This is a genomic window from Mycobacterium sp. NGS63, from assembly GCF_059812295.1.
In genome coordinates this window covers 252,188-275,407 of the sequence record NZ_JCALCJ010000003.1, presented here as the reverse complement: position 1 = coordinate 275,407, position 23,220 = coordinate 252,188, and the positions used below count along the sequence as shown (strand labels likewise).

The 23,220-nt window shown below is 70.5% G+C and carries 23 protein-coding genes; 14 read left to right on the top strand and 9 right to left on the bottom strand.

The window, feature by feature from the left end; genetic code table 11:
* The first annotated feature begins 28 nt into the window (after positions 1-28).
* From fadD3 to AC5Y4Z_RS08205, 5 genes are read left to right on the top strand one after another with little or no spacing between them, the layout of a single operon-like run.
* On the top strand, positions 29-1,549 hold the full coding sequence (gene fadD3 / locus AC5Y4Z_RS08225) for a 3-((3aS,4S,7aS)-7a-methyl-1,5-dioxo-octahydro-1H-inden-4-yl)propanoate--CoA ligase FadD3 (protein WP_499962463.1): 1,521 nt from the start codon (positions 29-31) through the stop codon (positions 1,547-1,549).
* On the top strand, positions 1,549-2,682 hold the full coding sequence (locus tag AC5Y4Z_RS08220; RefSeq protein WP_499962461.1) for an acyl-CoA dehydrogenase family protein: 1,134 nt from the start codon (positions 1,549-1,551) through the stop codon (positions 2,680-2,682). Before fadD3 ends, AC5Y4Z_RS08220 begins: the two co-directional genes overlap by 1 nt.
* Entirely contained in the window at positions 2,682-3,617 is a 936-nt protein-coding gene (locus tag AC5Y4Z_RS08215; protein WP_499962459.1) for an acyl-CoA dehydrogenase family protein, read from the top strand. The genes AC5Y4Z_RS08220 and AC5Y4Z_RS08215 overlap by 1 nt, the downstream gene beginning before the upstream one ends.
* On the top strand, positions 3,614-4,561 hold the full coding sequence (ipdE2, locus tag AC5Y4Z_RS08210) for an acyl-CoA dehydrogenase IpdE2 (RefSeq protein ID WP_499962457.1): 948 nt from the start codon (positions 3,614-3,616) through the stop codon (positions 4,559-4,561). The genes AC5Y4Z_RS08215 and ipdE2 overlap by 4 nt, the downstream gene beginning before the upstream one ends.
* The gene (locus tag AC5Y4Z_RS08205) at positions 4,558-5,727 is read left to right on the top strand and encodes a pyridoxal phosphate-dependent aminotransferase (protein ID WP_499962455.1); all 1,170 of its coding nucleotides are present in this window, start codon (positions 4,558-4,560) and stop codon (positions 5,725-5,727) included. Before ipdE2 ends, AC5Y4Z_RS08205 begins: the two co-directional genes overlap by 4 nt.
* Here AC5Y4Z_RS08205 and AC5Y4Z_RS08200 read toward each other — a convergent pair.
* Together AC5Y4Z_RS08200 and AC5Y4Z_RS08195 are read right to left on the bottom strand one after the other, a co-directional pair.
* Positions 5,717-7,510: a fatty acyl-AMP ligase gene (locus AC5Y4Z_RS08200; RefSeq protein WP_499962453.1), complete on the bottom strand. Its 1,794-nt coding sequence runs from the start codon at positions 7,508-7,510 to the stop codon at positions 5,717-5,719. The genes AC5Y4Z_RS08205 and AC5Y4Z_RS08200 overlap by 11 nt on opposite strands.
* Before the next feature lie 106 nt (positions 7,511-7,616).
* Positions 7,617-8,450, bottom strand: a complete 834-nt coding sequence (locus AC5Y4Z_RS08195) for an arylamine N-acetyltransferase family protein (protein ID WP_499962451.1) — start codon at positions 8,448-8,450, stop codon at positions 7,617-7,619.
* Between the two features lie 35 nt (positions 8,451-8,485).
* Between AC5Y4Z_RS08195 and AC5Y4Z_RS08190 the strand changes: the two genes are divergently transcribed.
* Complete coding sequence (locus AC5Y4Z_RS08190) at positions 8,486-8,932, top strand: YybH family protein (protein ID WP_499962450.1); 447 nt, start codon at positions 8,486-8,488, stop codon at positions 8,930-8,932.
* 86 nt (positions 8,933-9,018) lie between these two features.
* Positions 9,019-9,432 carry a hypothetical protein gene (locus AC5Y4Z_RS08185; RefSeq protein WP_499962448.1) on the top strand — a complete coding sequence of 138 codons (414 nt, stop codon included), beginning with the start codon at positions 9,019-9,021 and terminating at the stop codon, positions 9,430-9,432.
* Between the two features lie 103 nt (positions 9,433-9,535).
* Here AC5Y4Z_RS08185 and hsaB read toward each other — a convergent pair whose 3' ends face one another.
* From hsaB to hsaA, 4 genes are read right to left on the bottom strand one after another with little or no spacing between them, the layout of a single operon-like run.
* Positions 9,536-10,102 (bottom strand): 3-hydroxy-9,10-secoandrosta-1,3,5(10)-triene-9,17-dione monooxygenase reductase subunit, encoded by a 567-nt coding sequence (gene hsaB, locus AC5Y4Z_RS08180; RefSeq protein ID WP_499962446.1) that lies wholly within the window; start codon positions 10,100-10,102, stop codon positions 9,536-9,538.
* On the bottom strand, positions 10,102-11,004 hold the full coding sequence (hsaC, locus tag AC5Y4Z_RS08175; RefSeq protein WP_499962444.1) for an iron-dependent extradiol dioxygenase HsaC: 903 nt from the start codon (positions 11,002-11,004) through the stop codon (positions 10,102-10,104). Before hsaC ends, hsaB begins: the two co-directional genes overlap by 1 nt.
* The gene (gene hsaD, locus AC5Y4Z_RS08170) at positions 11,001-11,876 is read right to left on the bottom strand and encodes a 4,5:9,10-diseco-3-hydroxy-5,9,17-trioxoandrosta-1(10),2-diene-4-oate hydrolase (RefSeq protein WP_499962442.1); all 876 of its coding nucleotides are present in this window, start codon (positions 11,874-11,876) and stop codon (positions 11,001-11,003) included. The genes hsaC and hsaD overlap by 4 nt, the downstream gene beginning before the upstream one ends.
* Positions 11,876-13,060 carry a 3-hydroxy-9,10-secoandrosta-1,3,5(10)-triene-9,17-dione monooxygenase oxygenase subunit gene (gene hsaA / locus AC5Y4Z_RS08165; protein ID WP_499962440.1) on the bottom strand — a complete coding sequence of 395 codons (1,185 nt, stop codon included), beginning with the start codon at positions 13,058-13,060 and terminating at the stop codon, positions 11,876-11,878. The genes hsaD and hsaA overlap by 1 nt, the downstream gene beginning before the upstream one ends.
* A gap of 156 nt (positions 13,061-13,216) precedes the next feature.
* Between hsaA and AC5Y4Z_RS08160 the strand changes: the two genes are divergently transcribed.
* Together AC5Y4Z_RS08160 and AC5Y4Z_RS08155 are read left to right on the top strand one after the other, a co-directional pair.
* Positions 13,217-14,311, top strand: coding sequence for a 2Fe-2S iron-sulfur cluster-binding protein (locus AC5Y4Z_RS08160; RefSeq protein WP_499962438.1), 1,095 nt, complete (start codon positions 13,217-13,219; stop codon positions 14,309-14,311).
* A gap of 28 nt (positions 14,312-14,339) precedes the next feature.
* Positions 14,340-14,873 (top strand): hypothetical protein, encoded by a 534-nt coding sequence (locus AC5Y4Z_RS08155; protein WP_499962436.1) that lies wholly within the window; start codon positions 14,340-14,342, stop codon positions 14,871-14,873.
* 65 nt (positions 14,874-14,938) lie between these two features.
* On the opposite strand, the gene AC5Y4Z_RS08150 is transcribed toward AC5Y4Z_RS08155, so the two are convergent.
* Positions 14,939-15,820, bottom strand: a complete 882-nt coding sequence (locus AC5Y4Z_RS08150) for an SDR family oxidoreductase (RefSeq protein ID WP_499962435.1) — start codon at positions 15,818-15,820, stop codon at positions 14,939-14,941.
* 85 nt (positions 15,821-15,905) lie between these two features.
* Here AC5Y4Z_RS08150 and AC5Y4Z_RS08145 point away from each other — a divergent pair, with 85 nt between their 5' ends.
* Entirely contained in the window at positions 15,906-16,478 is a 573-nt protein-coding gene (locus AC5Y4Z_RS08145) for a TetR/AcrR family transcriptional regulator (protein ID WP_499962433.1), read from the top strand.
* Here AC5Y4Z_RS08145 and AC5Y4Z_RS08140 read toward each other — a convergent pair.
* On the bottom strand, positions 16,475-18,595 hold the full coding sequence (locus AC5Y4Z_RS08140) for an acyl-CoA dehydrogenase family protein (protein ID WP_499962431.1): 2,121 nt from the start codon (positions 18,593-18,595) through the stop codon (positions 16,475-16,477). The genes AC5Y4Z_RS08145 and AC5Y4Z_RS08140 overlap by 4 nt on opposite strands.
* A gap of 272 nt (positions 18,596-18,867) precedes the next feature.
* On the opposite strand from AC5Y4Z_RS08140, the gene kstR reads away from it, so the two are divergent.
* Positions 18,868-19,464, top strand: coding sequence for a cholesterol catabolism transcriptional regulator KstR (gene kstR / locus AC5Y4Z_RS08135; protein WP_499963282.1), 597 nt, complete (start codon positions 18,868-18,870; stop codon positions 19,462-19,464).
* Here the strand turns inward: kstR and AC5Y4Z_RS08130 are convergent, their stop codons facing one another.
* Positions 19,465-20,544 (bottom strand): Rv3575c family transcriptional regulator, encoded by a 1,080-nt coding sequence (locus AC5Y4Z_RS08130; protein ID WP_499962429.1) that lies wholly within the window; start codon positions 20,542-20,544, stop codon positions 19,465-19,467. It abuts the gene before it with no gap.
* Between the two features lie 128 nt (positions 20,545-20,672).
* On the opposite strand from AC5Y4Z_RS08130, the gene AC5Y4Z_RS08125 reads away from it, so the two are divergent.
* From AC5Y4Z_RS08125 to AC5Y4Z_RS08115, 3 genes are read left to right on the top strand one after another with little or no spacing between them, the layout of a single operon-like run.
* A complete protein-coding gene (locus AC5Y4Z_RS08125; protein WP_499962427.1) occupies positions 20,673-21,566 on the top strand; it encodes a metal ABC transporter solute-binding protein, Zn/Mn family in 894 nt (297 codons plus the stop codon).
* 5 nt (positions 21,567-21,571) lie between these two features.
* The gene (locus AC5Y4Z_RS08120; RefSeq protein ID WP_499962425.1) at positions 21,572-22,357 is read left to right on the top strand and encodes a metal ABC transporter ATP-binding protein; all 786 of its coding nucleotides are present in this window, start codon (positions 21,572-21,574) and stop codon (positions 22,355-22,357) included.
* Positions 22,354-23,214 carry a metal ABC transporter permease gene (locus AC5Y4Z_RS08115; RefSeq protein WP_499962423.1) on the top strand — a complete coding sequence of 287 codons (861 nt, stop codon included), beginning with the start codon at positions 22,354-22,356 and terminating at the stop codon, positions 23,212-23,214. Before AC5Y4Z_RS08120 ends, AC5Y4Z_RS08115 begins: the two co-directional genes overlap by 4 nt.
* Positions 23,215-23,220 lie beyond the last annotated feature (6 nt).

Genomic DNA, 23,220 nt, shown 5'->3' with positions numbered 1-23,220 from the left:
CAAGCACTTGCTTTGTTAAGGAGTTCCCGTGTCCAGCGACCCCCGCACCGTGCCCGCGGCGCTGGATCGTCTGGCGCGCCAGTTTCCCGACCACGACGCGCTGATCACCGACGAGCGGAGCTTCACCTCGACCGAACTGCGCGACGAGGTGCACCGGGCGACGGCCGCGCTCATCGCGCTGGGCGTCCAGGCGAAAGACCGGGTGGCCATCTGGTCGCCCAACACCTGGCACTGGGTGGTCGCCTGCCTCGCGATTCACCACGCCGGCGCCGCCATGGTGCCGCTGAACACCCGCTACACCGCCGAAGAGGCCGCCGACATCCTGGCCCGCACCGGCGCGCCGGTGCTGTTCGGGATGGGGCGCTTCCTGGGCAACGACCGCGTCGCCGACCTGGACCGCGCCGAACTGCCCGCGCTGCGGCATGTCGTGCGGATCCCGATCGAGGCTGACGATGGCACCTGGGATGACTTCGTCGCTCAGGGCAGCGATAGCGACGACGTCCACGCGCGCGCCGCCGCCGTCGCTCCCGACGACGTCAGCGACATCCTGTTCACCTCCGGCACCACCGGCCGCAGCAAAGGCGTGCTGTGCGCGCACCGGCAGTCGCTGTCGGCCTCGGCATCGTGGGCGGCCAACGGCAAGATCACCGCCGACGACCGCTACCTCTGCATCAACCCGTTCTTCCACAACTTCGGCTACAAGGCAGGGATCCTGGCCTGCCTGCAGACCGGCGCGACGCTGATCCCCCACCTGACCTTCGACCCGCTGCGCACGCTGCAGGCGATCGAGCGGCACCGCATCACCGTGTTGCCCGGGCCGCCCACCATCTACCAGACGCTGTTGGACCATCCGGCGCGCCGCGACTACGACCTGAGCTCGCTGCGGTTCGCGGTCACCGGCGCGGCCATCGTGCCGGTCGTGCTGGTCGAGCGCATGCAATCCGAACTCGACATCGATATCGTGCTGACCGCCTACGGGCTGACCGAGGCCAACGGCATGGGGACCATGTGCCGCGCCGACGACGACGCCGTCACCGTCGCCAACACCTGCGGGCGCCCGTTCGCCGACTTCGATTTGCGCATCGACGATTCGGGAGAGGTCCTGCTGCGCGGGCCCAACGTGATGCTGGGCTACCTCGACGACCCGGACGCCACCGCCGCCGCCATCGACCCCGAGGGCTGGCTGCACACCGGCGACATCGGCGAGGTCGACGAGGCGGGCAACCTGCGCATCACCGACCGGCTCAAGGACATGTACATCTGCGGCGGCTTCAACGTCTACCCCGCCGAGGTCGAGCAGGTGCTGGCCCGGATGGACGGGCTGGCCGACGCGGCGGTGATCGGGGTTCCCGACGAGCGGCTGGGCGAGGTGGGCCGCGCGTTCGTGGTGGCTCGGCCCGGGTCGAACCTCGATGAGCAATCCGTGATCGCTTACACCCGTGAGCATTTGGCGAACTTCAAGGCACCACGGTCGGTGCGGTTCGTCGACGCGTTGCCGCGCAACCCCGGCGGCAAGGTGGTCAAACCACAACTGCGAGAGCTGGCGTGATGGACCTGCGACTAGACGAAGACACCCTGACCTTCCAGGCCGAAGTCCGGGAATTCCTGTCGGCCAACGCCGCTTCGATCCCGACCAAGTCCTACGACAACGCCGAAGGCTTTGCCCAGCACCGGCATTGGGACAAGGTGCTGTTCGACGCCGGCCTGTCGGTGATCACCTGGCCGGAGAAGTACGGGGGCCGCGACGCGCCGCTGCTGCACTGGGTGGTGTTCGAGGAGGAGTACTTCCGTGCCGGGGCGCCGGGGCGGGCCAGCGCCAACGGAACATCCATGCTGGCCCCGACGCTGTTCGCGCATGGGACCGACGAACAGCGCGACCGGATCCTGCCGAAAATGGCCAGCGGCGAACAGATCTGGGCGCAGGCCTGGTCGGAGCCCGAGTCCGGCAGCGACCTGGCGTCGCTGCGGTCGACGGCCACCAAGACCGACGGTGGCTGGCTGCTCAACGGGCAGAAGATCTGGAGCTCGCGCGCGCCGTTCGCCGAGATGGGCTTCGGGTTGTTCCGGTCCGACCCCGGCGCCGAACGGCACAACGGGCTGACCTACCTGATGTTCGACCTGAAGGCCAAGGGCGTCACCGTGCGGCCCATCGTCCAACTCGGCGGCGACACCGGGTTCGGCGAGATCTTCCTCGACGACGTCTTCGTCCCCGATGAGGACGTGATCGGCACCGCAGGCGACGGCTGGCGGGCGGCCATGAGCACGTCGAGCAACGAGCGCGGCATGTCGCTGCGCAGCCCCGCCCGATTCCTGGCGGCCGCGGAACGTCTGGTGGCGCTGTGGAAGGACCGCGGCTCCCCCGCGGCCTTCGCCGACCGGGTCGCCGACGCGTGGATCAAGGCGCAGGCCTACCGCCTGCAGACCTTCGGCACGGTGACCAGGCTGGCCGCCGGCGGCGAGCTCGGCGCCGAATCGTCGGTGACCAAGGTGTTCTGGTCGGACCTCGACGTGGCGATACATCAGACGGCGCTCGACATCCTGGGCGCCGACGGCGAGCTGGCCGGCGCCTGGACCGAGGGCCTGCTGTTCGCGCTGGGCGGCCCGATCTACGCCGGCACCAACGAGATCCAGCGCAATATCATCTCGGAACGATTGCTGGGTTTGCCCCGGGAGAAGCGGTAATGGACTTTGCACTGGACGAACAGCAGCGCGACTTCGCAGCCAGCATCGACGCGGCGCTTTCCGCGGCCGACCTGGCCGGCGCGGTGCGGGCGTGGGCGGCGGGCGACACCGCGCCCGGGCGCAAGGTATGGGAGCAGCTGGCCAACCTGGGCGTCACCGCGCTGGCCGTGCCGGAGAAGTTCGACGGCATCGAGGCCGAACCCGTCGACCTCGTGGTCGCCCTGGAACGGCTCGGGCGCTGGTGCGTTCCGGGCCCCGTGGCCGAATCCGTCGCGGTCGCACCGGTTTTGCTCGCTGACGACGAGCGCTGCGCCGGGCTGGCATCCGGTGAGCTGGTCGCCACGGTCGCGCTGCCCCCGCACGTCCCGCGCGCGGTGGACGCCGACACCGCCGGGGTGGTGCTGGTGGCGGGCGACCAAGGCGTCACGGAGGCCGAAGTTGGCCAGCAGCACCCGTCGGTCGACCCCAGCCGCCGGCTTTTCGATGTCGAGCCGACCGGCGGCGCGTGGCAGGCGGACGTCAAGCGCGCCTTCGAGTTCGGGGCGCTGGCCACCGCCGCGCAGTTGGTGGGCGCGGCCGAGGCGCTGCTGACCGGCGCCGTCGACTACGCCAAGCAACGCAGCCAGTTCGGCCGGGTGATCGGCTCGTATCAGGCGATCAAGCACAAGCTCGCCGACGTGCACATCGCGGTCGAGCTGGCCCGCCCCCTGGTGTACGGCGCCGCGCTGACGCTCGACCCGCGGGACGTCGGCGCGGCCAAGGCGGCCGCGTCCGAGGCGGCCCTGCTGGCCGCGCGCGTGTCGCTGCAGACGCACGGCGCGATCGGGTTCACCCAGGAGCACGACCTGTCCCTGTGGCTGCTGCGGGTGCAGGCACTACGCTCGGCCTGGGGCACGCCCGAGGTGCATCGCCGACGAGTGTTGGAGGCCCTGTGAGCGAAGAACGGGAGCTGCTGCGGGAGACCGTCGCGGCGCTGGTGGCCAAGCACGCCAACCCCGCCTCGGTGCGCGCCGCGATGGAATCCGACCGCGGCTACGACGAATCGCTGTGGCGGCTGCTGTGCGAGCAGGTCGGCGCCGCCGCCCTGGTGATCCCCGAGGAGCTGGGCGGTGCCGGCGGCGAATTGGCCGACGCGGCAACGATTTTGCAGGAGCTGGGGCGCGCCCTGGTGCCCTCTCCCCTGCTGGGCACCACCCTCGCGGAGCTCGCCCTGGTCGCGGCGGCCGAGCCGGACGCCGAGACGCTGGCCCGACTCGCCGAGGGCAGCTCGATCGGCGCGCTGGTGCTCGATCCCGACTATGTGGTCAACGGGGACATCGCCGACGTCATCGTCGCCGCCGACGGTGGACAGCTGAGCCGGTGGACCCGCTTCGGCGCCGAGCCCGTCGCGACCATGGACCCCACCCGCCGCCTGGCCCGGGTGCGGCCCGACGAGAGCGAACCGATCGGCGCCGACCCGGGCATCGCGGACACCGCGGCCATCCTGCTCGCGGCCGAACAGATCGGCGCGGCCGAACGCTGCCTGGAACTCACCGTCGAATACACCAAGAGCCGCGTGCAATTCGGCCGCCCGATCGGCAGCTTCCAGGCGCTCAAGCACCGGATGGCCGACTTGTACGTCACGGTCGCCGCGGCGAAGGCCGTGGTGTCCGACGCGTGCGACGACCCCACGCCCACCAACGCGGCCACCGCGCGGCTTGCCGCCACCGAGGCGCTGGAAACCGTTGCCGCCGAGGGGATCCAGCTGCACGGCGGCATCGCGATCACGTGGGAACACGACATGCACCTGTATTTCAAACGCGCACACGGCAGCGCCCGGCTGCTTGCCTCGCCGCGAGAGCTGTTGCGCCGCCTGGAATCCGAAGTCCTGCCGACGTGACCGACCGCGTAGCGCTGCGCGCCGGCATCCCGCCGTTCTACGTGATGGATGTCTGGCTGGCCGCCGCGGAGCGCCAGCGCAGCCATGGCGACCTGGTGAACCTGTCGGCGGGCCAGCCCAGCGTGGGCGCCCCGGAGCCGGTGCGCGCGGCGGCGGCCGCCGCGCTGCACGTCAACCAGCTGGGTTACACCGTGGCGCTGGGCATTCCGGAGCTGCGCGCCGCGATCGCCGCGGACTACCAACGCAAACACGGAATCCTCGTGGAGCCCGAGGCGGTCGTGGTGACCACCGGTTCCTCGGGCGGGTTCCTGCTGGCCTTCCTGGCCTGCTTCGACGTGGGCGACCGGGTGGCGCTGGCCAGTCCCGGCTACCCCTGCTACCGAAACATCCTGTCGGCGCTGGGATGTGAGGTGGTGGACATCCCGTGCGGGCCGGAGACCCGCTTCCAGCCCACCGCCCAGCTGCTCGCCGAGCTCGACCCGCCGGTGCGGGGCGTGATCGTCGCCAGCCCCGCCAATCCCACCGGGACGGTCATCCCCCCGGCCGAGCTGGCCGCGATCGCCTCGTGGTGTGAGGCCTCCGGGGTGCGGCTGATCAGCGACGAGGTCTACCACGGGCTGGTCTACGACGGCGCGCCGCAGACCAGCTGCGCCTGGCAGACATCGCGAGACGCGGTGGTGGTCAACAGCTTTTCGAAGTACTACGCGATGACGGGCTGGCGCCTGGGCTGGCTGCTGGTGCCCCCGGAGCTGCGCCGGGCGGTGGACTGCCTGACCGGCAACTTCACCATTTGCCCGCCGGTGCTGTCGCAGGTCGCGGCGGTGGCGGCGTTCACCCCGGAGGCCACGGCCGAGGCCGACGGCAACCTGCGCCACTACGCGGCCAACCGGGCGCTGCTCCTCGACGGCCTGCGGAGCATCGGCATCGACCGCCTGGCACCCACCGACGGCGCCTTCTACGTGTACGCCGACGTCTCGGAGCACACCAATGACTCGCTGGGCTTCTGCTCAAAGCTGTTGGCCGACACCGGAGTCGCCATCGCACCGGGCGTCGACTTCGACACCGAACGCGGCAACTCGTTCGTCCGGCTGTCGTTCGCCGGCCCCACGGCCGACATCGAGGAGGCGCTGCGCCGCATCGGCCCCTGGCTGCGGGTCAGCGGCTGAACCGCCCGGCCAGGTACTCGGCCCGGCAGGCGCTGCGGGCCAATTTGCCGCTCGTCGTGCGGGGGATGGTCCCGGCGGCCACCAGGCGAACGTCGGCGACGCGGATCTGGTGATGCCGGGAGATCGCCGCGCGCACGGTCTCGGCGATCGGGCCCAGCTCGGCGCGGCCCGCGCCGGCGGCGCGCTCGGCGACGACCACCACCTGCTCGCCGGAGCCCCCGTTTGACGAAACAGCTTCGGCGGGAACGGAAAACGCGGCGACATAACCGGAGCGGATCGCGCTCGAGGCCGCGCTGACCGTCGTCTCGATGTCGTGCGGGTAGTGGTTGCGGCCGTCGATGATGATGAGGTCTTTGATCCGGCCCGTCAGGTACAGCTCGCCGTCGACGTAGACACCGAGATCGCCGGTGGCAAGCCAGCATCCGTTGTCCGGGGCGCCCTCGGCATGGCTGTCGGAGTCGAGCCGGGACTGCAGCTTGTTGCCGAAGACGCGCCGAGTCTCGTCCTCGCGGCCGAAGTATCCGCGGCCGACATTGTCGCCGTGCAACCAGATTTCGCCCACGGTGCCGTCGGGCACCTCCGCGCCGTCGGGACCGGCGATCACCGCCCACTGGTCGATGATCGGCTGCCCGCACGAGACATGGGCGACCGCGCCCGGCGACGCCGAATCGACGACGACGGCGCGGCCCGCGCCGAGCTGTTCCCGGTCGAAGAACACGGCGCTGGCCGCGGCGTCATGCGCGATGCTGGCGACCGACAGCGTCGCCTCCGCCATCCCGTAGGACGGCTTGACCACGCGGGCCGGCAGTCCGTACGGGGCGAACGCGCTCGTGAACTGCTCGATGGCCGACATCGTCACCGGCTCCGACCCGTTGAGCAGGCATACGACGTTGCTGAGGTCGAGCTCCTCGTCCCGCGGCGGAAGTCCCCGCTGGGCCGTCAATTCGAAGGCGAAGTTCGGCGCCGCCGCCATCGTCCGGCCGCTCTTGGCGGCAATGCCCAACTGTTTGATCCAGCGGTACGGGCGGCGCAGGAACGCCATGGGATCCATCAACGCCACATGCGCACCGAAGAACGCGGTGAACACGAGCATCATCAATCCCATGTCGTGATACAGCGGCAGCCAGCTCACGCACTGAACGTCCGTGTCCAGCCCGCCGTGCACGATCATCTGCATCGCGTTGGTGTAGACGGCGCGGTGGGTGATCTCCACCCCGGCCGGCGTGCGCGTCGAGCCCGACGTGTACTGCAGGTAGGCGAGATCGTCGGTGTCGCGGGCCACGTCGGCGAACATCGAACCCAGCGACGCGGGGATCGCGTCCACCGCGAGCAACCGCGGCCGCTGGTCGGGGGCCAACGTACGGATGAACGTCCGGACCGACTCGGCCGCCCCGGTCGTGGTCAACACCGCCGTCGGCCGGCCGTCGGCCAGCACCGCCGCCAGGCGCTCGCCGTGGCCCGCCAGCGTCGGCGCGAACAGCGGGATCGCGACGTTGCCCGCGTGGACGGCGGCGAAGAAACCCGCCACGTAGTCCAGGCCCTGCGGCGCCAGGATCGCCACCCGATCCCCGGGCTTGGTGACCTGCTGCAGGCGGGCACCGATCGCGCAGACGCGCGACCACAGCTCGTTCCAGGTGAGCTCGACGAGCCGCCCATCGGGTTCCTGCGAATAGTCGATGAAGCGGTAGGCCGGGGCGTCACCGAGTTGGGCCCTGTTCGCGTCGAAATTCGACGTCAATGTCGTGCCCTCGGGCACGACGATGCTCGAGGCAATAGTGGTCAACCCGTGATCCCGACTCACGAAGGGAAAGGTTAGTAGACAGACTTACAATTCGACGTATTTAGGGGGGTATGGCGGTCATCACTATCGGCGGCTGACCAGCGGCCGATCACACCGCCCCGAGGACCTTTTCGAGGCGGGCTTCCAGCGCGCCGCGCTCGCCCGCGTCGGCCACGTTGATGCCGAACCGGCCGGCCAGGGTGTCGACGACGGCGGCCGCGTCGTCCAGCCGGATCTTCTCGCTGCCGCCGGCGCGATGGACGGTGAGGTGGCGGCCGGCCAGGTTCAGCCGGGCGTCCCCGGTGACCAGCGCGGCCATCAGGCCGGTGACGAAGTGCGACGACGGGTGGGTGGAGACGTACCAGCTGCCCACCCTCAGATCGATGTCGGGCCGGGTGCGGGTGGTGAACTCGTAGAGCGGCACCCATTCGCCCCGGAGCTGGGCCTGCAGGACCAGCCCGTCGCGGCGGTCCTCGAGCCGGTACGGCTCGTGGCTGGTCTGCTGGACGGTGCCCGTTTCGATGCGCAGCGGCGAGGTCGGTGTCTGGCCGCCGAAGCCGACGTCGACGAGGTAGGACCCCTGCGATCCGGGGAACGTCACCGCCAACACGGTGTGCGTCTGCGCGGGGAACGGCGCGTCGGGCGGCAGCATCCAGATCACCCGGCCGGCCAATCGCCGCACCCGAAAGCCGATTTCGGCGAGCACGTAGCCCATCAACCCGTTCTGTTCGTAGCAGTAGCCGCCGCGCCGCCGGTGAACGAGCTTGTCGGCCAGCGCCTCTGGGCCGAGGTCGTCGACCGGCACTCCCATCACCGGATCGAGGTTCTCGAACGGGATCGTTCGCGTGTGGGCGGTCACCAGGCTCCGCAGCGCCTCGAGATTCGGCTCGGCCGCGCCGCGAAAGTCGATGCGGTCGAAGTACGCGTTCAGATCCAGCGACATAGGGCCATTCTGTCCCGAGGGCTACTGTTCCCCCCATGCCGACCGACTTTTCGGACCTGCCAACCGCGGATCGGGAGGCGATCGGCAAGACGCTGCTCACGTTGTTGAAGGCCTTCGAGGAGCGCGACGCCACGGCCCTGCGGGCCGTGTATTCCGACGACGCCGACTGGGTCAACGCCTTCGGCACGGTCAAACGCGGGCGCGAGGAAATCGTCGACTACCTCACCGGCCTCTTCCGGGACGACAACTTCAACCGGGGCGAACTCGCCGGCCCGCCGGAAACGAGCTTTCGCGTGCTGGCCCCGGAAGTGGTGCTGGTGTCGGCACACCTCAGGGTGCAAGGTCAGGGACTCGTCGGCGGCGGCACGATCGATCGGGACAACTTCTCGTTGCGTGCCCTGCAGCGGCAGGGCGACGGGTCCTGGCTGATCGTCTCCGAGATGTTCCAGGACGCGAACACCGACGCGACCTACCGGCGCTGAAGTCGCGCTTGTTTGATCCCTGTCGAATAGGGGGACCCGGTACGGGCGGGCTGCACCTCCAATATCCACGAACGACGGAGTCCCCGATGAACACGACTGTTTGGATTGTGATCGCCGTGGTGGCGGTCCTGGTGATTGCCGCTGTGGTCGTCGCGGTGACCGCGGCGGCGCGTCGGCGCCGCCAGCGGCAGGCCGCAGAGATCCGCGAGCAGGCCAAGGTGGCGACGACCAGACTCGAACGCCGCCAGGCGCTCGCCGACGAGACGGCCGCCAGGGGGCGCGCCGCGCAGGCCGAGGCCGAAGCCAAGGCCGCCGAAGCCGCCAGGCTGCAGGAGCGAGCGGCGACCCAGCAGAGCGAGGTGGCGACGTCCCGCGACCAAGTCCAGGAACATTGGGACCGCGCCGAGCGCATCGATCCCCAGACCCCGAAACAGGAGCCCGCGGACGAGCCGGCCGACGGAGGAGCCGTCAGGCACTCACCCAGGGAAGCGTCCAACTGATGCGGCGGTGGCCCGTCCCCTCAACGGGCCATCCGGGACGCGAGCGTAACGCCAGGGCGACAGAACGCGCCGACACTCGCACTGGCGTTACGCTCGCGGAACCTCAGAGCCAGGTGTCTTGGGTGGTGGTGGTGAGGAAGGCTTCCAGGTCGTCGCGCCACTGCGCCGGCGTCGTCTTGTCGGGTTCGATGCCGGTGTAGTCGCCGCGGTAGAACAGCAGCGGCCGCGGCTTGATCTTGGGCGCTTCCGACAGCGAGTGCACCGCGCCGAACACCACGAAGTGGTCGCCGCCGTCGTGCACGGACGCCACCGTGCAATCGATGTAGGCCAACGACCGGTCGATGATCGGCGAACCCAATTCGGAAGGGTGCCAGTCGATCCCGGCGAACTTGTCGGGTTCCTTGGACCCGAATCGCGCCGACACGTCCTTCTGCTCCTCGGTGAGCACGTTGACGCAGAACCGGCCGCTGGCCTGGATCGCCTGGAAGGAGCGCGAGACCTTGGTGGGGCAGAACAGCACCAGCGGCGGATCCAGCGACAGGGCCGCGAAGGACTGGCAGGCGAACCCGATCGGGACCTCGTCGTGCACGGTGGTGATGATGGTGATCCCGGTGCAGAACTGGCCCAGCACGCTGCGGAAGGCGCGCGGGTCGATCGGCGGGGTGGTCATCAGCCCTTGAAGCCGACGCTGAAGTCGTGGCCCCACAGGCTCACCGCGGTGCTCTCCCGGGCGATCCAGTCGCCGTCGTCGACTTTCCTGCCCTCGCAACCGAATTCGACGTCGAACCCGCCCGGGGTCTTCATGTAGAACGACAGCATGAGGTCGTTGACGTGGCGGCCCAGCGTGGCCGACATCGGTACCTTGCGGCGCAGCGCCCGGTCCAGGCACAGGCCCACGTCGTCGGCCTCTTCGACCTCGACCATCAGGTGCACGATGCCGCTGGGGGTCTGCCCGGGCATGAAGGCGAGGCTGTGGTGGCGCGGGTTGCAACCCAAAAACCGCAGCCAGGCCGGCACGCCATCGGCGGGCCGGCCCACCAGCTGCGGCGGCAGCCGCATCGAGTCGCGCAGCTTGAAGCCCAACACATCCCGGTAGAAGTGCAGCGTCTCCTGGTCGTCGCGGGTGGTCAGCACCACGTGCCCCAGGCCCTGCTCGCCGGTGACGAATTTGTGGCCGTAGGGGCTGACCACCCGGCGGTGCTCCAGCGCGGCGCCGTGGAAGACCTCGAGGCAGTTGCCCGACGGGTCGGAGAACCGGATCATCTCGTCCACCCGGCGATCCGCCAGTTCGGCCGCGGTGGCCTCCTTGTAGGGCGTGCCCTCCACCTCGAGGCGCTTGCGGATCTCTTGCAGGCCTTCGGCGTTCGCGCATTCCCAGCCGGCCTCCGAGAGCCGGTCGTGCTCGCCGGGCACGATGACCAGGCGCGCCGGGAAATCGTCCATCCGCAGGTACAGCGCTCCGTCTACTGTGCCCTTGCCCTCCACCATGCCGAGCACCTTCAGGCCGTACTCGCGCCATGCCCCCATGTCGGTGGCCTCGATGCGCAGGTAGCCCAGCGACCGGATACTCATCGCGCGCCTCCCAGGAAATCTACGGTCAGCTTGTTGAACTCGTCGAACTTCTCCACCTGCGCCCAGTGCCCACATTGCCCGAAAACGTGCAGCTGCGCACGCGGGATGGTCTTCAGCGCCACCAGTGCGCCGTCCAGCGGGTTGACCCGGTCCTCCCGCCCCCAGATCAGCAGCACCGGCTGGCGCAGCCGGTGGACCTCGCGCCACATCATGCCGAGCTCGAAGTCGGCCCCCGCGAACGACATTCCCATCGCCCGGGTCGCCGTCAGCGCCTCCGGCGTGCTGGCCAGCGCGAAGCGCTGATCGATCAGCTCGTCGGTGACCAGCTTCTGGTCGTACACCATCACCCGCAGAAACGCCTCGAGATTTTCGCGGGTGGGCTCGGCGGAGAACTTGCCGAGCCGTTTGACGCCCTCGGTCGGGTCCGGCGAGAACAGGTTGACGCTCAGCCCGCCGGGACCCATCAACACCAGGCGCCCGGCCCGGTCGGGATAGTCGAGCGCGAACCGGACCGCGGTGCCCCCACCCAGCGAATTGCCCACCAGCGGAACGCGTCCCAGGCCCAGCTGGTCGAAGAGCCCCTTGAGCGCCCGGGCGGCGTAGTGGTTGAACTGCCCGTGCTCCGCGCGCTTGTCGGAGTGCCCGTAGCCGGGCTGGTCGACGGCCAGCACGTGGAATCGCTCGGCCAGCACCGGGATGTTGCGCGACCAGTTCGTCCAGCTCGCGGCGCCGGGGCCGCCGCCGTGCAGCAGCACGATCGTCTGATCGTTGCCGGCCCCGGCCTCGTGGTAGTGCAGCTTCAGCCGCCCGTCCACGTCCACTTCGGCGAAGCGCGACGTGGACTCGAACGTCAGCTCGTCCGTCGCGGTCATCACACCATGGTGTCGCCCGGCGGCAACCCGAACTCGTTGTTCCCGAAGATCACGTAGGCGCGCTCGGGGTCGTTGGCCGCGTGCACCCGGCCGGCGTGCGCGTCGCGCCAGAACCGTTGCACCGGCTGGTCATTGGCCAACGCGGTGGCGCCGGACGCCTCGAACAGCCGGTCGATCGAGGAGATCGCCCGGCCGGTGGCGCGCACCTGGTCGCGACGGGCCCGGGCGCGCAGCTCGAACGGGATCTCCTTGCCGGCCGACAGCAGCGCGAACTCGTCGGCGACGTTGCCGGACAGCTGCCGCCACGCGGCGTCGATGTCGCTGGCCGCCTCGGCGATGCGGATCTTGGCGAACGGGTCGTCCTTGGCCTTCTCACCGGCGAACGCCGCCCGCACCCGCTTGCCCTGGTGCTCGACGTGCGCGTCGTAGGCGCCGTAGGCCATGCCCACGATGGGCGCCGAGATGGTGGTGGGATGCATTGTGCCCCAAGGCATCTTGTAGACCGGGGCGGTGTTGGTCCGGTACCCGCCGGCGGTGCCGTCGTTCATCGCCTTGTAGGACAGGAAGCGGTGCCGGGGCACGAAGACGTCCTTGACCACCAACGTGTTGCTGCCGGTGCCGCGCAGGCCGACGACGTGCCACACGTCGTCGATGCGGTACTCGCTGCGCGGGATGAGGAAGCTGCCGAAGTCCACCGGCCGGCCGTCCTTGATGACCGGGCCACCCACGAACGTCCAGGACGCGTGGTCACAGCCCGACGACCAGTTCCACGAGCCGTTGACCAGGTAGCCGCCGTCGGCCACCACGCCCGCGCCCATCGGGGCGTACGACGACGAGATCCGGGTCTTGGGGTCGTCGCCCCACACCTCCTCCTGGGCCTGCTGGTCGAACAGCGCCAGGTGCCAGTTGTGCACGCCGATGATCGAGCTCACCCAGCCGGTGGAACCGCAGGCGCTGGCCAGCCGGCGGACGGCCTCGTAGAACAGGGTGGGGTCGCACTGCAGCCCGCCCCACTGCTCGGGCTGCAGCAGGGTGAAAAAGCCGACGTCCTCGAGGTCCTGGACGGTCTCGTCGGGCAGCCGGCGCAGATCCTCCGTCGCCTGGGCGCGCTCGCGGATCTTAGGGAGAAGATCGTCGATCCCAGCCAACACCGACTGCGCATCGCGCTGTTGAATGGACGTCACTAGATTTGCCTTCCGGGCCAGACTGACAGAGTGGACTTACACGAAAGACTAGAACACGTTCCGATTTGTGTCGAGCAGGGTATTCCTGCGGCTGGTAGCGGTATGAATCGGGTTTTCTGTAACATGTTCTAGTTACCAGGAAAGGACGGACGGGTCTTGACGGAAGCCGATCTGGACCAGGCGCCCGACGAGCCACTAGGCGACCACGTCCTCGAGCTGCAGATCGCCGAGGTCGTCGCCGAGACAGACGAGGCGAGGTCGCTGGTGTTCGCGGTGCCCGCGTCGCCGGGCGATCCGGACATCCCCCCGGAGCGGCTGCGGTACGCGCCCGGCCAGTTCCTGACCCTGCGCGTCCCCAGCGACCGCACCGGCTCGGTGGCGCGCTGCTACTCGCTGTGCAGTTCGCCGTTCACCGACGATGCGCTGACGGTCACGGTGAAGCGGACCGCGGACGGCTACGCGTCCAACTGGCTGTGCGACAACGCGCACGCGGGCATGCGCGTCCACGTGCTGGCGCCCTCGGGCAACTTCGTGCCCAAGACGCTCGACGACGACTTCCTGCTGATGGCGGCCGGCAGCGGGATCACCCCGATCATGTCGATCTGCAAGTCGGCGCTCGCCGAGGGCAGCGGGCGGGTGACGCTGCTCTACGCCAACCGCGACGACCGCTCGGTGATCTTCGCCGACGCGCTGCGCGAGCTGTGCGCCAAGTACCCCGACCGGCTCACCGTGGTGCACTGGCTGGAGTCGCTGCAGGGGCTGCCGAGCGCGGATGCGCTGGCGAAGCTGGCCGCGCCCTACACCGACCGGCCCGTGTTCATCTGCGGCCCCGGCCCGTTCATGGACGCCGCGCGGGTAGCGCTGGACGGGCTGCAAGTGCCCGCCGCGCAGGTGCATATCGAGGTGTTCAAGTCGCTGGACTCCGACCCGTTCGCGGCCGTCAAAATCGACGACACCGCCGAGGGTGACCAGCCCCCCGCCACCGTGGTGGTGGAGCTGGACGGCGAGACCCACACCGTGTCGTGGCCGCGCAACGCCAAGCTGCTCGACGTATTGCTCGCCAAGGGGCTGGACGCGCCGTTCTCGTGCCGGGAGGGCCACTGCGGCGCGTGCGCCTGCACGCTGCGCAGCGGCAAGGTGAACATGGAGGTCAACGACGTGCTGGAGCAGCAGGATCTCGACGAAGGCCTGATTTTGGCCTGTCAATCTCACCCGGAATCTGATTCGGTAGAAGTCACCTACGACGAGTAGTCGCCTGGCGAACCAGAAGGAGAGCGGGATGAAGCGGCTCTTAACGGGATTTGCGGCCGTTGGCGGCATGCTGGCGCTGCTCCCCGGTCCGGTCTGCTCGGCGGCGAGCAACACCGCCACCACCCTGTTCCCCTTGGACGGCCCCAACCAGCTGGAGACCCACGCCTTCCTCAACTGCTTCAAGGGCGACGGCCACTGCGACTTCACCGTCGGGGCCGACATGCGCACGCCGGACGGCGTGACCGGCTTCCCGCCCGGCCTGTGGGCGCGCCAGACCACCGAGATCCGCTCGCCGAACCGGTTGGCCTACCTCGACGTGCACGCGGCCGGCGAACACGAACGGGTGAACAAGGCGATGGGCTCCGACGAGATCACCACCGTCTACTTCGGCGAGGGGCCGCCGGACAAGTACCAGACCACCGGCCGCATCGACTCGGCCGACTGGCAGACCGGCCAGCCCAAGACCGACATCAGCGTCATCGCCTGCACGCATATCCAGGTCGTCTACCCCGGGGTCAACATCACCTCGCCCAGCACCTGCGCGCAGACGACGTTCTCCTGACATTGACTCTGCGTTGACGGCGCGACCTTCTCGCACTTTCGCGCCGTACACGCAGAGTCAACGGATTACTCGGGGAAGTCCCCGGTTTCGAGGTCTTCGAGCAGGCTCGGGCCGGCGGGGTGCCAGCCGAACCGTTGTCGGGTCAGCGCGCTGGACGAGGGCTGGTCGACGGCGAAGATGGCGCCGAGCGGGCCGAAGGTCTCGGCCGGGGCGGGCTCGACGGGCACACCGAGCCGGCGCCCGATCGCCTCGGCGATCGCCCGCATCGGGTCGCCTTCGTCACCCACCGCGTGCAGGACCGAGCCGGGCGGGGCCTCTTCGAGGGCAAGCCGGAACAGCGACGCAGCGTCGTCCCGGTGCACCGCGGGCCAGCGTTGCGAGCCGTCGCCCACGAAGGCCGACACCCCGCGCCGCCGCGCGGCCTGGATCAGCATGCCGGCGAAGCCGTAGCGACCGCCGGCGTCGTGGACCGACCGCGGCAGCCGCACCGCGGCCGAACGGACGCCGCGCCCGGCCAGGTCGATGACGGCCTGTGCGGTGCGGCCGCGCCCGGCCATCGGGCCCTCGGCGTTGAAGGGGTCCTCTTCGGTGCTCGCACGGCCGGGCACCGTGGGGGTGCCGCTGGCGAGCACCAGCGGCTTGCCGGTGCCGACGAGCGCGTCGCCGAGAGCGGCGACCGCGCGCGCCTCGTCCCCGATGGCGTCCCCGACGGCGCTGAAGTCGTGCGAGAACGCGAGGTAGATGACGCCGTCGGCGTCGCCGGCCGCGTTCTGCAGGGCGTCGAGGTCGGCGACGTCGCCGCGCAGCGGCTTGGCGCCGAGGGCGCTGACGGTCTGGGCCGCGGCCTCGGATCGGGCCAGGCCCACGACCTCGTGATCGGCGGCGATCAGTTGCGAGACGACGGCCGAGCCGATTCCTCCGCTGGCGCCGGTGACGAATACGCGCACGAGCAGCTCCGTTCATGTGATGCGACTATGGTCCCATCACTCTACACCGGTGACGGGACCATGGTCGCATCACTAAGCTGGGCTCATGGCCCGCTGGCAGCCCGACGCACGCGAACGCCTGGTCGCCGCCGCGCTGGACCTGTTCAACGAACGCGGCTACGACGAGACCACGGTCGCGCAGATCGCCGAGCGCGCCGGCCTGACCAAGAGCACGTTCTTTCGGCACTTCCCGGACAAGCGTGACGTGCTGGCGGCCGGCCAGGACGCCATCGCGCAACTGCTCCGCGAGGGCATCGCCGCGGCGCCGCCCGACGCGACGCCGCTGGCCGCGGTGTGCGCCGGCATGCGGTCGGCGGCGGCGGCGTTCACGTCGTTCAACCGGGACCTCGCGCCCAGGCTCAAGGCCGCGATCGCCGCCAGCGCCGAACTGCAGGAACGCAACGCGCTCAAGCAGATTGGGCTGGCCCTCGCGACGTCGGAGGCGCTGCAATCGCGCGGCGTGCCCGAGCCGACGGCCGCGTTGGCCGCCGAGCTCGGTGCGCTGGCGTTCAAGACGGCCTATGCCCGCTGGACAGAGCCGGACGAAGCCCGGGACTTGGGCGCCATCGCGTGCGAGGCGCTGCGCGAATTACACGCCGCCGCAGCCGATCTCGGCTAGCGCGGCAGTCCCAGTAGGCGCTCGGCGGCGACGGTGAGCAGGATCTGCTCGGTGCCGCCGGCGATGGTGAGGCAGCGCGTGTTGAGGAAGTCGTACACCGCGCGGTTGTCGACCAGCCCGCCACCGGCCGAGACGTCCATCGTGAACTCGGCCAGCGCCTGCCGGTAGCGCACGCCGATGAGCTTGCGCACGCTGGACTGCGCGCCGGGGTCCTGGCCGCCGACGGCGAGCTGGGCGATGCGCTGGTCCAGCAGCGCGCCGGTCTGGGCGGTGACGATCAGCCGGCCCAGCCGGTCCTGCTCGGCGACATCGAGATCCCTTGCCGCCAAGAGCTTCAGCAGCTCCTCCATCGGGTTGCCCAGCGCGGTCCCCGACGCCATCGCGATGCGCTCGTTGGCCAGCGTGGTGCGGGCCAGCCGCCAGCCGTCGTTGACCGTGCCGACCACCATCGCGTCGGGCACGAACACGTTGTCCAGGAAGACCTCGTTGAACAGCGAGTCGCCGGTGATCTCGCGCAGCGGCCGGATCTCGATGCCCGGGGACTTCATGTCCACCAGGAAGTAGGTGATGCCCTTGTGCTTCGGGGCGTCGGGGTCGGTGCGCGCCAGGCACACGCCCCACCGCGCCTTGTGCGCGGCCGACGTCCACACCTTCTGCCCGGTGAGCAGCCAGCCGCCGCCCTGGTCTTCGGTGCGCACCGCCTTGGTGCGCAGCGACGCCAGGTCGGACCCGGCCCCCGGCTCGGAAAACAGTTGGCACCAAAGGAATTCGCCGCGCAGGGTGGCGGGCACGAACCGGTCGACCTGATCGGGCGTGCCGTGCTCGAGGAGGGTCGGCGCCGCCCACCAGCCGATCACCAGGTCCGGCCGCGCCACGCCGGCGGCCGCCAGCTCCCGGTCGATCAGCAGCTGCTCGGCCGGGCCCGCACCGCGCCCGTGCGGCGGCGGCCAGTGCGGCGCCTGCAGCCCCGCCTCGGCCAGCGCCACCTGCCGCTTTTCGGCGGGCAGCGCGGCGACCTCGGCGACCGCGGCGGCGATCTCCGGCCGCAGGTGCTCGACCTCGGACAGGTCGATGCCCAGGCGGCGCCGCACCCCGGCCTGGGTCAGCGCGGTGATGCGGCGCAGCCAGCGCTCGGCGCCGCCCAGGAACCTGCCGATGCTGTGCACGCGGCGCAGGTACAGGTGCGCGTCGTGCTCCCAGGTGCAGCCGATGCCGCCGAGCACCTGGATGCAGTCCTTGACGTTGGCCTTGGCGGCGGTGATGCAGGTGCTCGCGGCCAACGCCGCCGCGATGGAGAACTGGTCGGCGTCGGATTCGGCGGCGGCGCGCGCGGCGTCGGCGGCGGCCACCTCGGCCTGCTCGGCGCGGCACAGCATCTCCGCGCACAGGTGCTTGACGGCCTGGAAGCTGCCGATCGGCTTGCCGAACTGCTCGCGCACCTTCGCGTAGGCGACCGCGGTGTCCAGCGACCACCGGGCGATGCCGGCGGCCTCGGCGGCCAGCACGGTCGCGGCCAGTTCCTCGACGCGGCGATCGGATATCGGGGTGGCGGGCGCGTCCGTCAGCACCAGCCGGGCCAGCGGCCGGGAGAAGTCGGCGGCCGGCAGCGGCTCGAGCTGCGCGCCGTCGCCGTCGGTGTCGACGAGCAGCCAGTCGTCGCCCGCCGGCACCAGCGCGACGCTGCCGGGCGCGCCGCCCAGCACCAATTCGACGGTTCCGGAGGCCCGGTGGTCGTCGAATTTCACGTCACCGTCGAGCGCCACCCCGGCAAAGCGTTCGCCGGAGGCCAGCGCGGCCAGCAGTTCGGGATCGTCGAGCACCAGGGTGGCCAGCGCCGTCGTGGCGACCGGCCCTGCTATCAGCGCCTTGGCCGCCTCCTCGACCATCGCGCACAGGTCCTCGACGCTGCCGCCGGCGCCGCCGTGGTCCTCGGCGATCGCCACCCCGAAGATGCCGAGGTCGGCCAGCCCGGCAAAGACCGGCCGCCACGCGCCGGCGTCGCCCTGTTCGACCGCGCGGATAGCGGCCGTCCCGCCCGGCCCCGACGTGGTGTTGCGGGCCCAGTCGCGCACCAGCGCACGCGCGGCGAACTGTTCGTCGGTGACGGTCGCTACCACCCTGGGCCTCCGCGTGATTGGTTCGACGTGACGACAAGGGCGACTAATGCCCACTAGAACGTGTTCTAATAGTGCCAGCGATCGAGCGTCAAGTCGAACGCCATCACAGCAGTACACGTCGTTGTCCCGGCTGCGGGGAGGTGGGAAATTCACCCACAGCATGCGTATCGTTTGCGAACGGACCACCTGAAAAAGGAGCACCCCCTCAGATGTCGTCAGCGAACCCGTCCCCGGATCGCGTTTCGGACTCGCAGCCGCGCGAGGTCATGAACGTGGCGGTACTGGCCGAGTCCGAGCTCGGCTCGGAGGCGCAGCGGGAACGCCGCAAACGCATCCTGGACGCCACCATGGCGATCGCGTCCAAGGGCGGCTACGAGGCGGTTCAGATGCGCGCGGTGGCCGACCGCGCCGACGTGGCGGTGGGCACCCTGTACCGGTATTTCCCGTCGAAGGTGCACCTGCTGGTGTCGGCGCTGGGCCGCGAGTTCGGCCGCATCGACGCCAAGACGGACCGCTCCGCGGTCGCCGGCGGCACCCCGTTCCAGCGGCTGAACTACATGGTGGGCAAGCTCAACCGCGCGATGCAGCGCAACCCCCTGCTGACCGAGGCGATGACGCGGGCCTACGTCTTCGCCGACGCCTCGGCGGCCAGCGAGGTCGACCAGGTCGAGAAGCTCATCGACTCGATGTTCGCCCGGGCCATGGCCGACGGCGAACCCACCGAGGACCAGTACCACATCGCCCGGGTGATCTCGGACGTGTGGCTGTCGAACCTGCTGGCCTGGCTCACCCGGCGGGCCTCGGCGACCGACGTCAGCAAGCGGCTGGACCTGGCCGTGCGGTTGCTGATCGGCGACACGGACTCCTAACTACGCCGGCGGCCCGGCGGTGCGGCCGCGCGTCAGCTCGGTGTCCAGCAGTTCGGTGACCGGCAGGCCCGAGCGCGGCGGCTTGAGCAGCAGCTCGCCGGCCCGCTGACCCTTGCGCAGGCTGGGCTGGGCCACCGTGGTCAACCCGCGGCCGATCGCGTCGGGCACGCCGTCGAACCCGGTGACGGTCATCTGCCCCGGCACGTAAATGCCATGCGCGCGAAGGTAATCCATGGCCGACAGGGCCAGGATGTCCGCGGTGCACATCAGCGCGGTGATCCGCGGGTTGGCCTCCAGCGCCGCCTTGGCGGCCGCGCCACCCGACTCGGGCAGGTGCTCGTAGCTTTCCACCACGGTCAGCGAATCCGGGTCGACGCCCGCGGCCGTCATCGCCTCCCACACGCCGACGATGCGTTCGCGTTGCACGTCGAAGGCCGGTGACCGCAGCCGCTCGGCGTCGACGAGCCCCTGCCGGCGGTCCCGGCCCAGCCGCATGGTCAGCAGTCCGATCTCGCGATGGCCCAGCCCGAGCACGTAGTCGGCCAGCTCGCGCATCGCCGCGCGGTCGTCGATGCCCACCCGCGACACCCCGGACAGGCCCTTGGGCTGGTCGACCACCACCACCGGCAGCCGCCGCTGCAGCACCACTTGCAGGTAGGGATCGTCGTCGCAGACCGAATACACCACGAACCCGTCCACCCCGGCGCCCAGCACCGCGGCCGTTCCGTCGTCGAGGCTGCGGCTGGCCCCGACGGCGACCAGCAGCAGCCCCTGCCCCAGCTCCTCGCACGACTGCGCCACTCCCGCAACGAAATCCCGCGCCGCCGGGTCGGAGAAGAAATACGTCAGCGGCTCGGCCATCACCAGGCCGACCGCGCCGGCCTTGCGGGTCCGCAACGAGCGCGCCAACGGGTCGGGACCCGGGTAACCCAGCCGCTTGGCCGTCGCGAGCACCCGCTCGCGAAGGTCGGCGGAGAGCTGATCCGGCCGGTTGAACGCGTTGGAGACCGTCGTGCGCGAGACGTTCAGCTCGTCGGCCAACGACGCCAGAGTCGCACGCCGGCGCGGGGTGGGACTCACGTTCGGTGACGCTACAGCCGATCGTCGCCACCGCACACGAGGCGCCGAAACGCAACTTTTTATTGGAAACGATTTTCATTAGTATTATGGGTCGGCTGGCGGGCCGGCGAGAGGACACGGGCGTGCGTATGAAGCGGTGGCTATCGGCCGTTCTGCTCGTCCTGCCAGGGCTGGCGGCGGTTCCCGGCTGCGCCGGTCCGGCGGACCCGCGCGCGATCACCGTTATCGCGTCGACGGACGTGTGGGGCAGCGTGGCCGGCGCCGTCACCAGGGGGCACGTCGCCGTCGAAGCCCTGGTGCGCGGCGCCGACGCCGACCCGCACTCCTATATGGCCAGCCCGTCGGACGCCGCGGCGATCACCGACGCCGCCCTCGTCGTCTACAACGGCGGCGGCTACGACCCCTGGGTGGACCAGGTGCTGGCCCGGCATCCGAAAGTGCGATCCGTCGACGCCTACTCGTTTGTCGCCCACGCGGGGCCGGGCGCCGACCCGCCCAACGAGCACGTCTTCTACGACCTGAACGTCGCCAAGTCGGTGGCCACCTCGATCGCCGACCGGATGGCGGCCATCGACCCGGCCAACGCCCTCGACTACCGCGCCAACGCCGCCGCGTTCTGCCGCGGCGCCGACGCGATCGCGATCTCCGAACACGCCATCGGCAGCGCCTACCCCGACGCCGGGGTCATCGCGACCGAGCCCGACGCGAACTACCTGCTGGCCGCGGCGGGGCTGGTCAATCGCACCCCGGCCGCGTTCAGCGCGGCCAACGAGAACCAGACCGATCCCTCGCCGGCCGACATGGCGTCGGTGCTCGACATGATCGACCACCGCCGCGTCTCGGCGCTGCTGGTCAACCCGCAGACGTCCAGCTCGGCTATCAACGGCCTGCGGGATGCCGCGCGGCGCGCGGGCGTCCCGGTCACCGAGGTGAGCGAGACGCTGCCCGACGGCAGCGACTACCTGACCTGGCAGCGCAACACGGTCGACCAGCTGCTGGCCGCGCTGCGGTCGAGCCGGTAAGCGCGGTGGCCGTCGCGCTGCGCGGCGCCCGGCTGGCGTTCGGCGACCGGGTGCTGTGGGACCACCTCGACCTGTCGGTGTCGCCGGGCGAGTTCGTCGCCGTGCTCGGGCCCAACGGCAGCGGCAAGACGTCGCTGCTCAGGGTCCTGCTCGGGCAGCTGGCGCTGAGCGCGGGCGCCGCGCTGGTGGGCGGCAGGCCCGTCACCTCCGGCAGCGCGAGCATCGGCTACGTGCCGCAACACCGCCCGATCGACCGGGACGTCATGCTGCGCGGGCGCGACCTGGTGCGGCTGGGTATCGACGGACGCCGCTGGGGCGGCGCGCCGCTGCGCTCGGCCGACCGGGCGCGCCGGCGCGCCGCCGTGGCCGGCGCGCTGCGCCAGGTCAACGGCGAACACCTGGCCGGCGTGCGCGTCGGCGTGATGTCGGGCGGGGAGCTGCAGCGGGTGCGCATCGCCCAGGCGCTGGTCAGCGACCCCCAACTGCTGCTGTGCGACGAACCGCTGCTGACCCTGGATCCCGCGAACGCGCGGCTGGTGTCGGCGCTGATCGAAAAGCGCCGCCGCGACGCCGGAACAACCGTCATCGTCGTCACGCACGAGATCAACACGATCCTGCCGTACGTGGACCGGCTGCTGTACCTGGTCGACGGCCGCTTCCAGATCGGCACCGTCGAGCAGGTGATGACCAGCGAGACGCTGTCGGAGCTCTACCGGGCCGACATCCAGGTGGTCAAGGTCGGGAACCGCTACGTCGTGGTGGGCGAGCCGGACGACGGGTGCGGCCGGTGAACCGCCGCCTCGCCGACATGCTGCACCACCTGTTCTCCTTCGACCTGACCGCGAGCCTGCTGCACCACGACTTCGTCCAGCAGGCCGTGGTGGCGGGCGCGCTGCTGGGGCTGGTGGCCGGGCTGATCGGGCCATTCATCGTGATGCGCCAGATGTCGTTCGCCGTGCACGGGTCCAGCGAACTGTCGCTGACCGGGGCCGCTTTCGCGCTGCTGGTCGGGTTCCAGGTGGGCGCCGGGGCGCTGGTCGGCAGCGCGCTGGCCGCCGCGCTGTTCGGCATCCTCGGGCAGCGCGCGCGGGAGCGCGACTCGGTGATCGGCGTGGTGCTGGCGTTCGGGCTGGGCCTGGCGGTGCTGTTCATCCACCTGTACCCCGGGCGGACCGGGACCAGCTTCGCGCTGCTGACCGGCCAGATCGTCGGCGTCGGCTACACCGGCCTGACGATGCTGGCGCTGGTTTGCCTGCTCGTCGTCGCGGTGCTCGGTACGTGCTATCGCCCGCTGTTGTTCGCCACCGTCGACCCGGACGTCGCGGCCGCGCGCGGGGTTCCGGTGCGAGCGCTGGGCGTCGTATTCGCCGCGCTGGTCGGCGTGGTGGCCGCGCAGGCCGTGCAGATCGTCGGGGCGCTCCTGGTGATGTCGTTGCTGATCACGCCGGCGGCCGCGGCGGCCCGGGTGGTCGCCTCGCCGGCGGGGGCGATCGTGGCCTCGGTGGTCTTCGCGGAGGTCGCCGCCGTCGGCGGCATCCTGCTGTCGCTGGCGCCGGGCGTGCCGGTGTCGGTGTTCGTCGCGACGATCTCGTTCGCCATCTACCTAACCTGCTGGCTGCTGGGGCGCCGCCGCGCGACGGCCCCATAAGCTGGG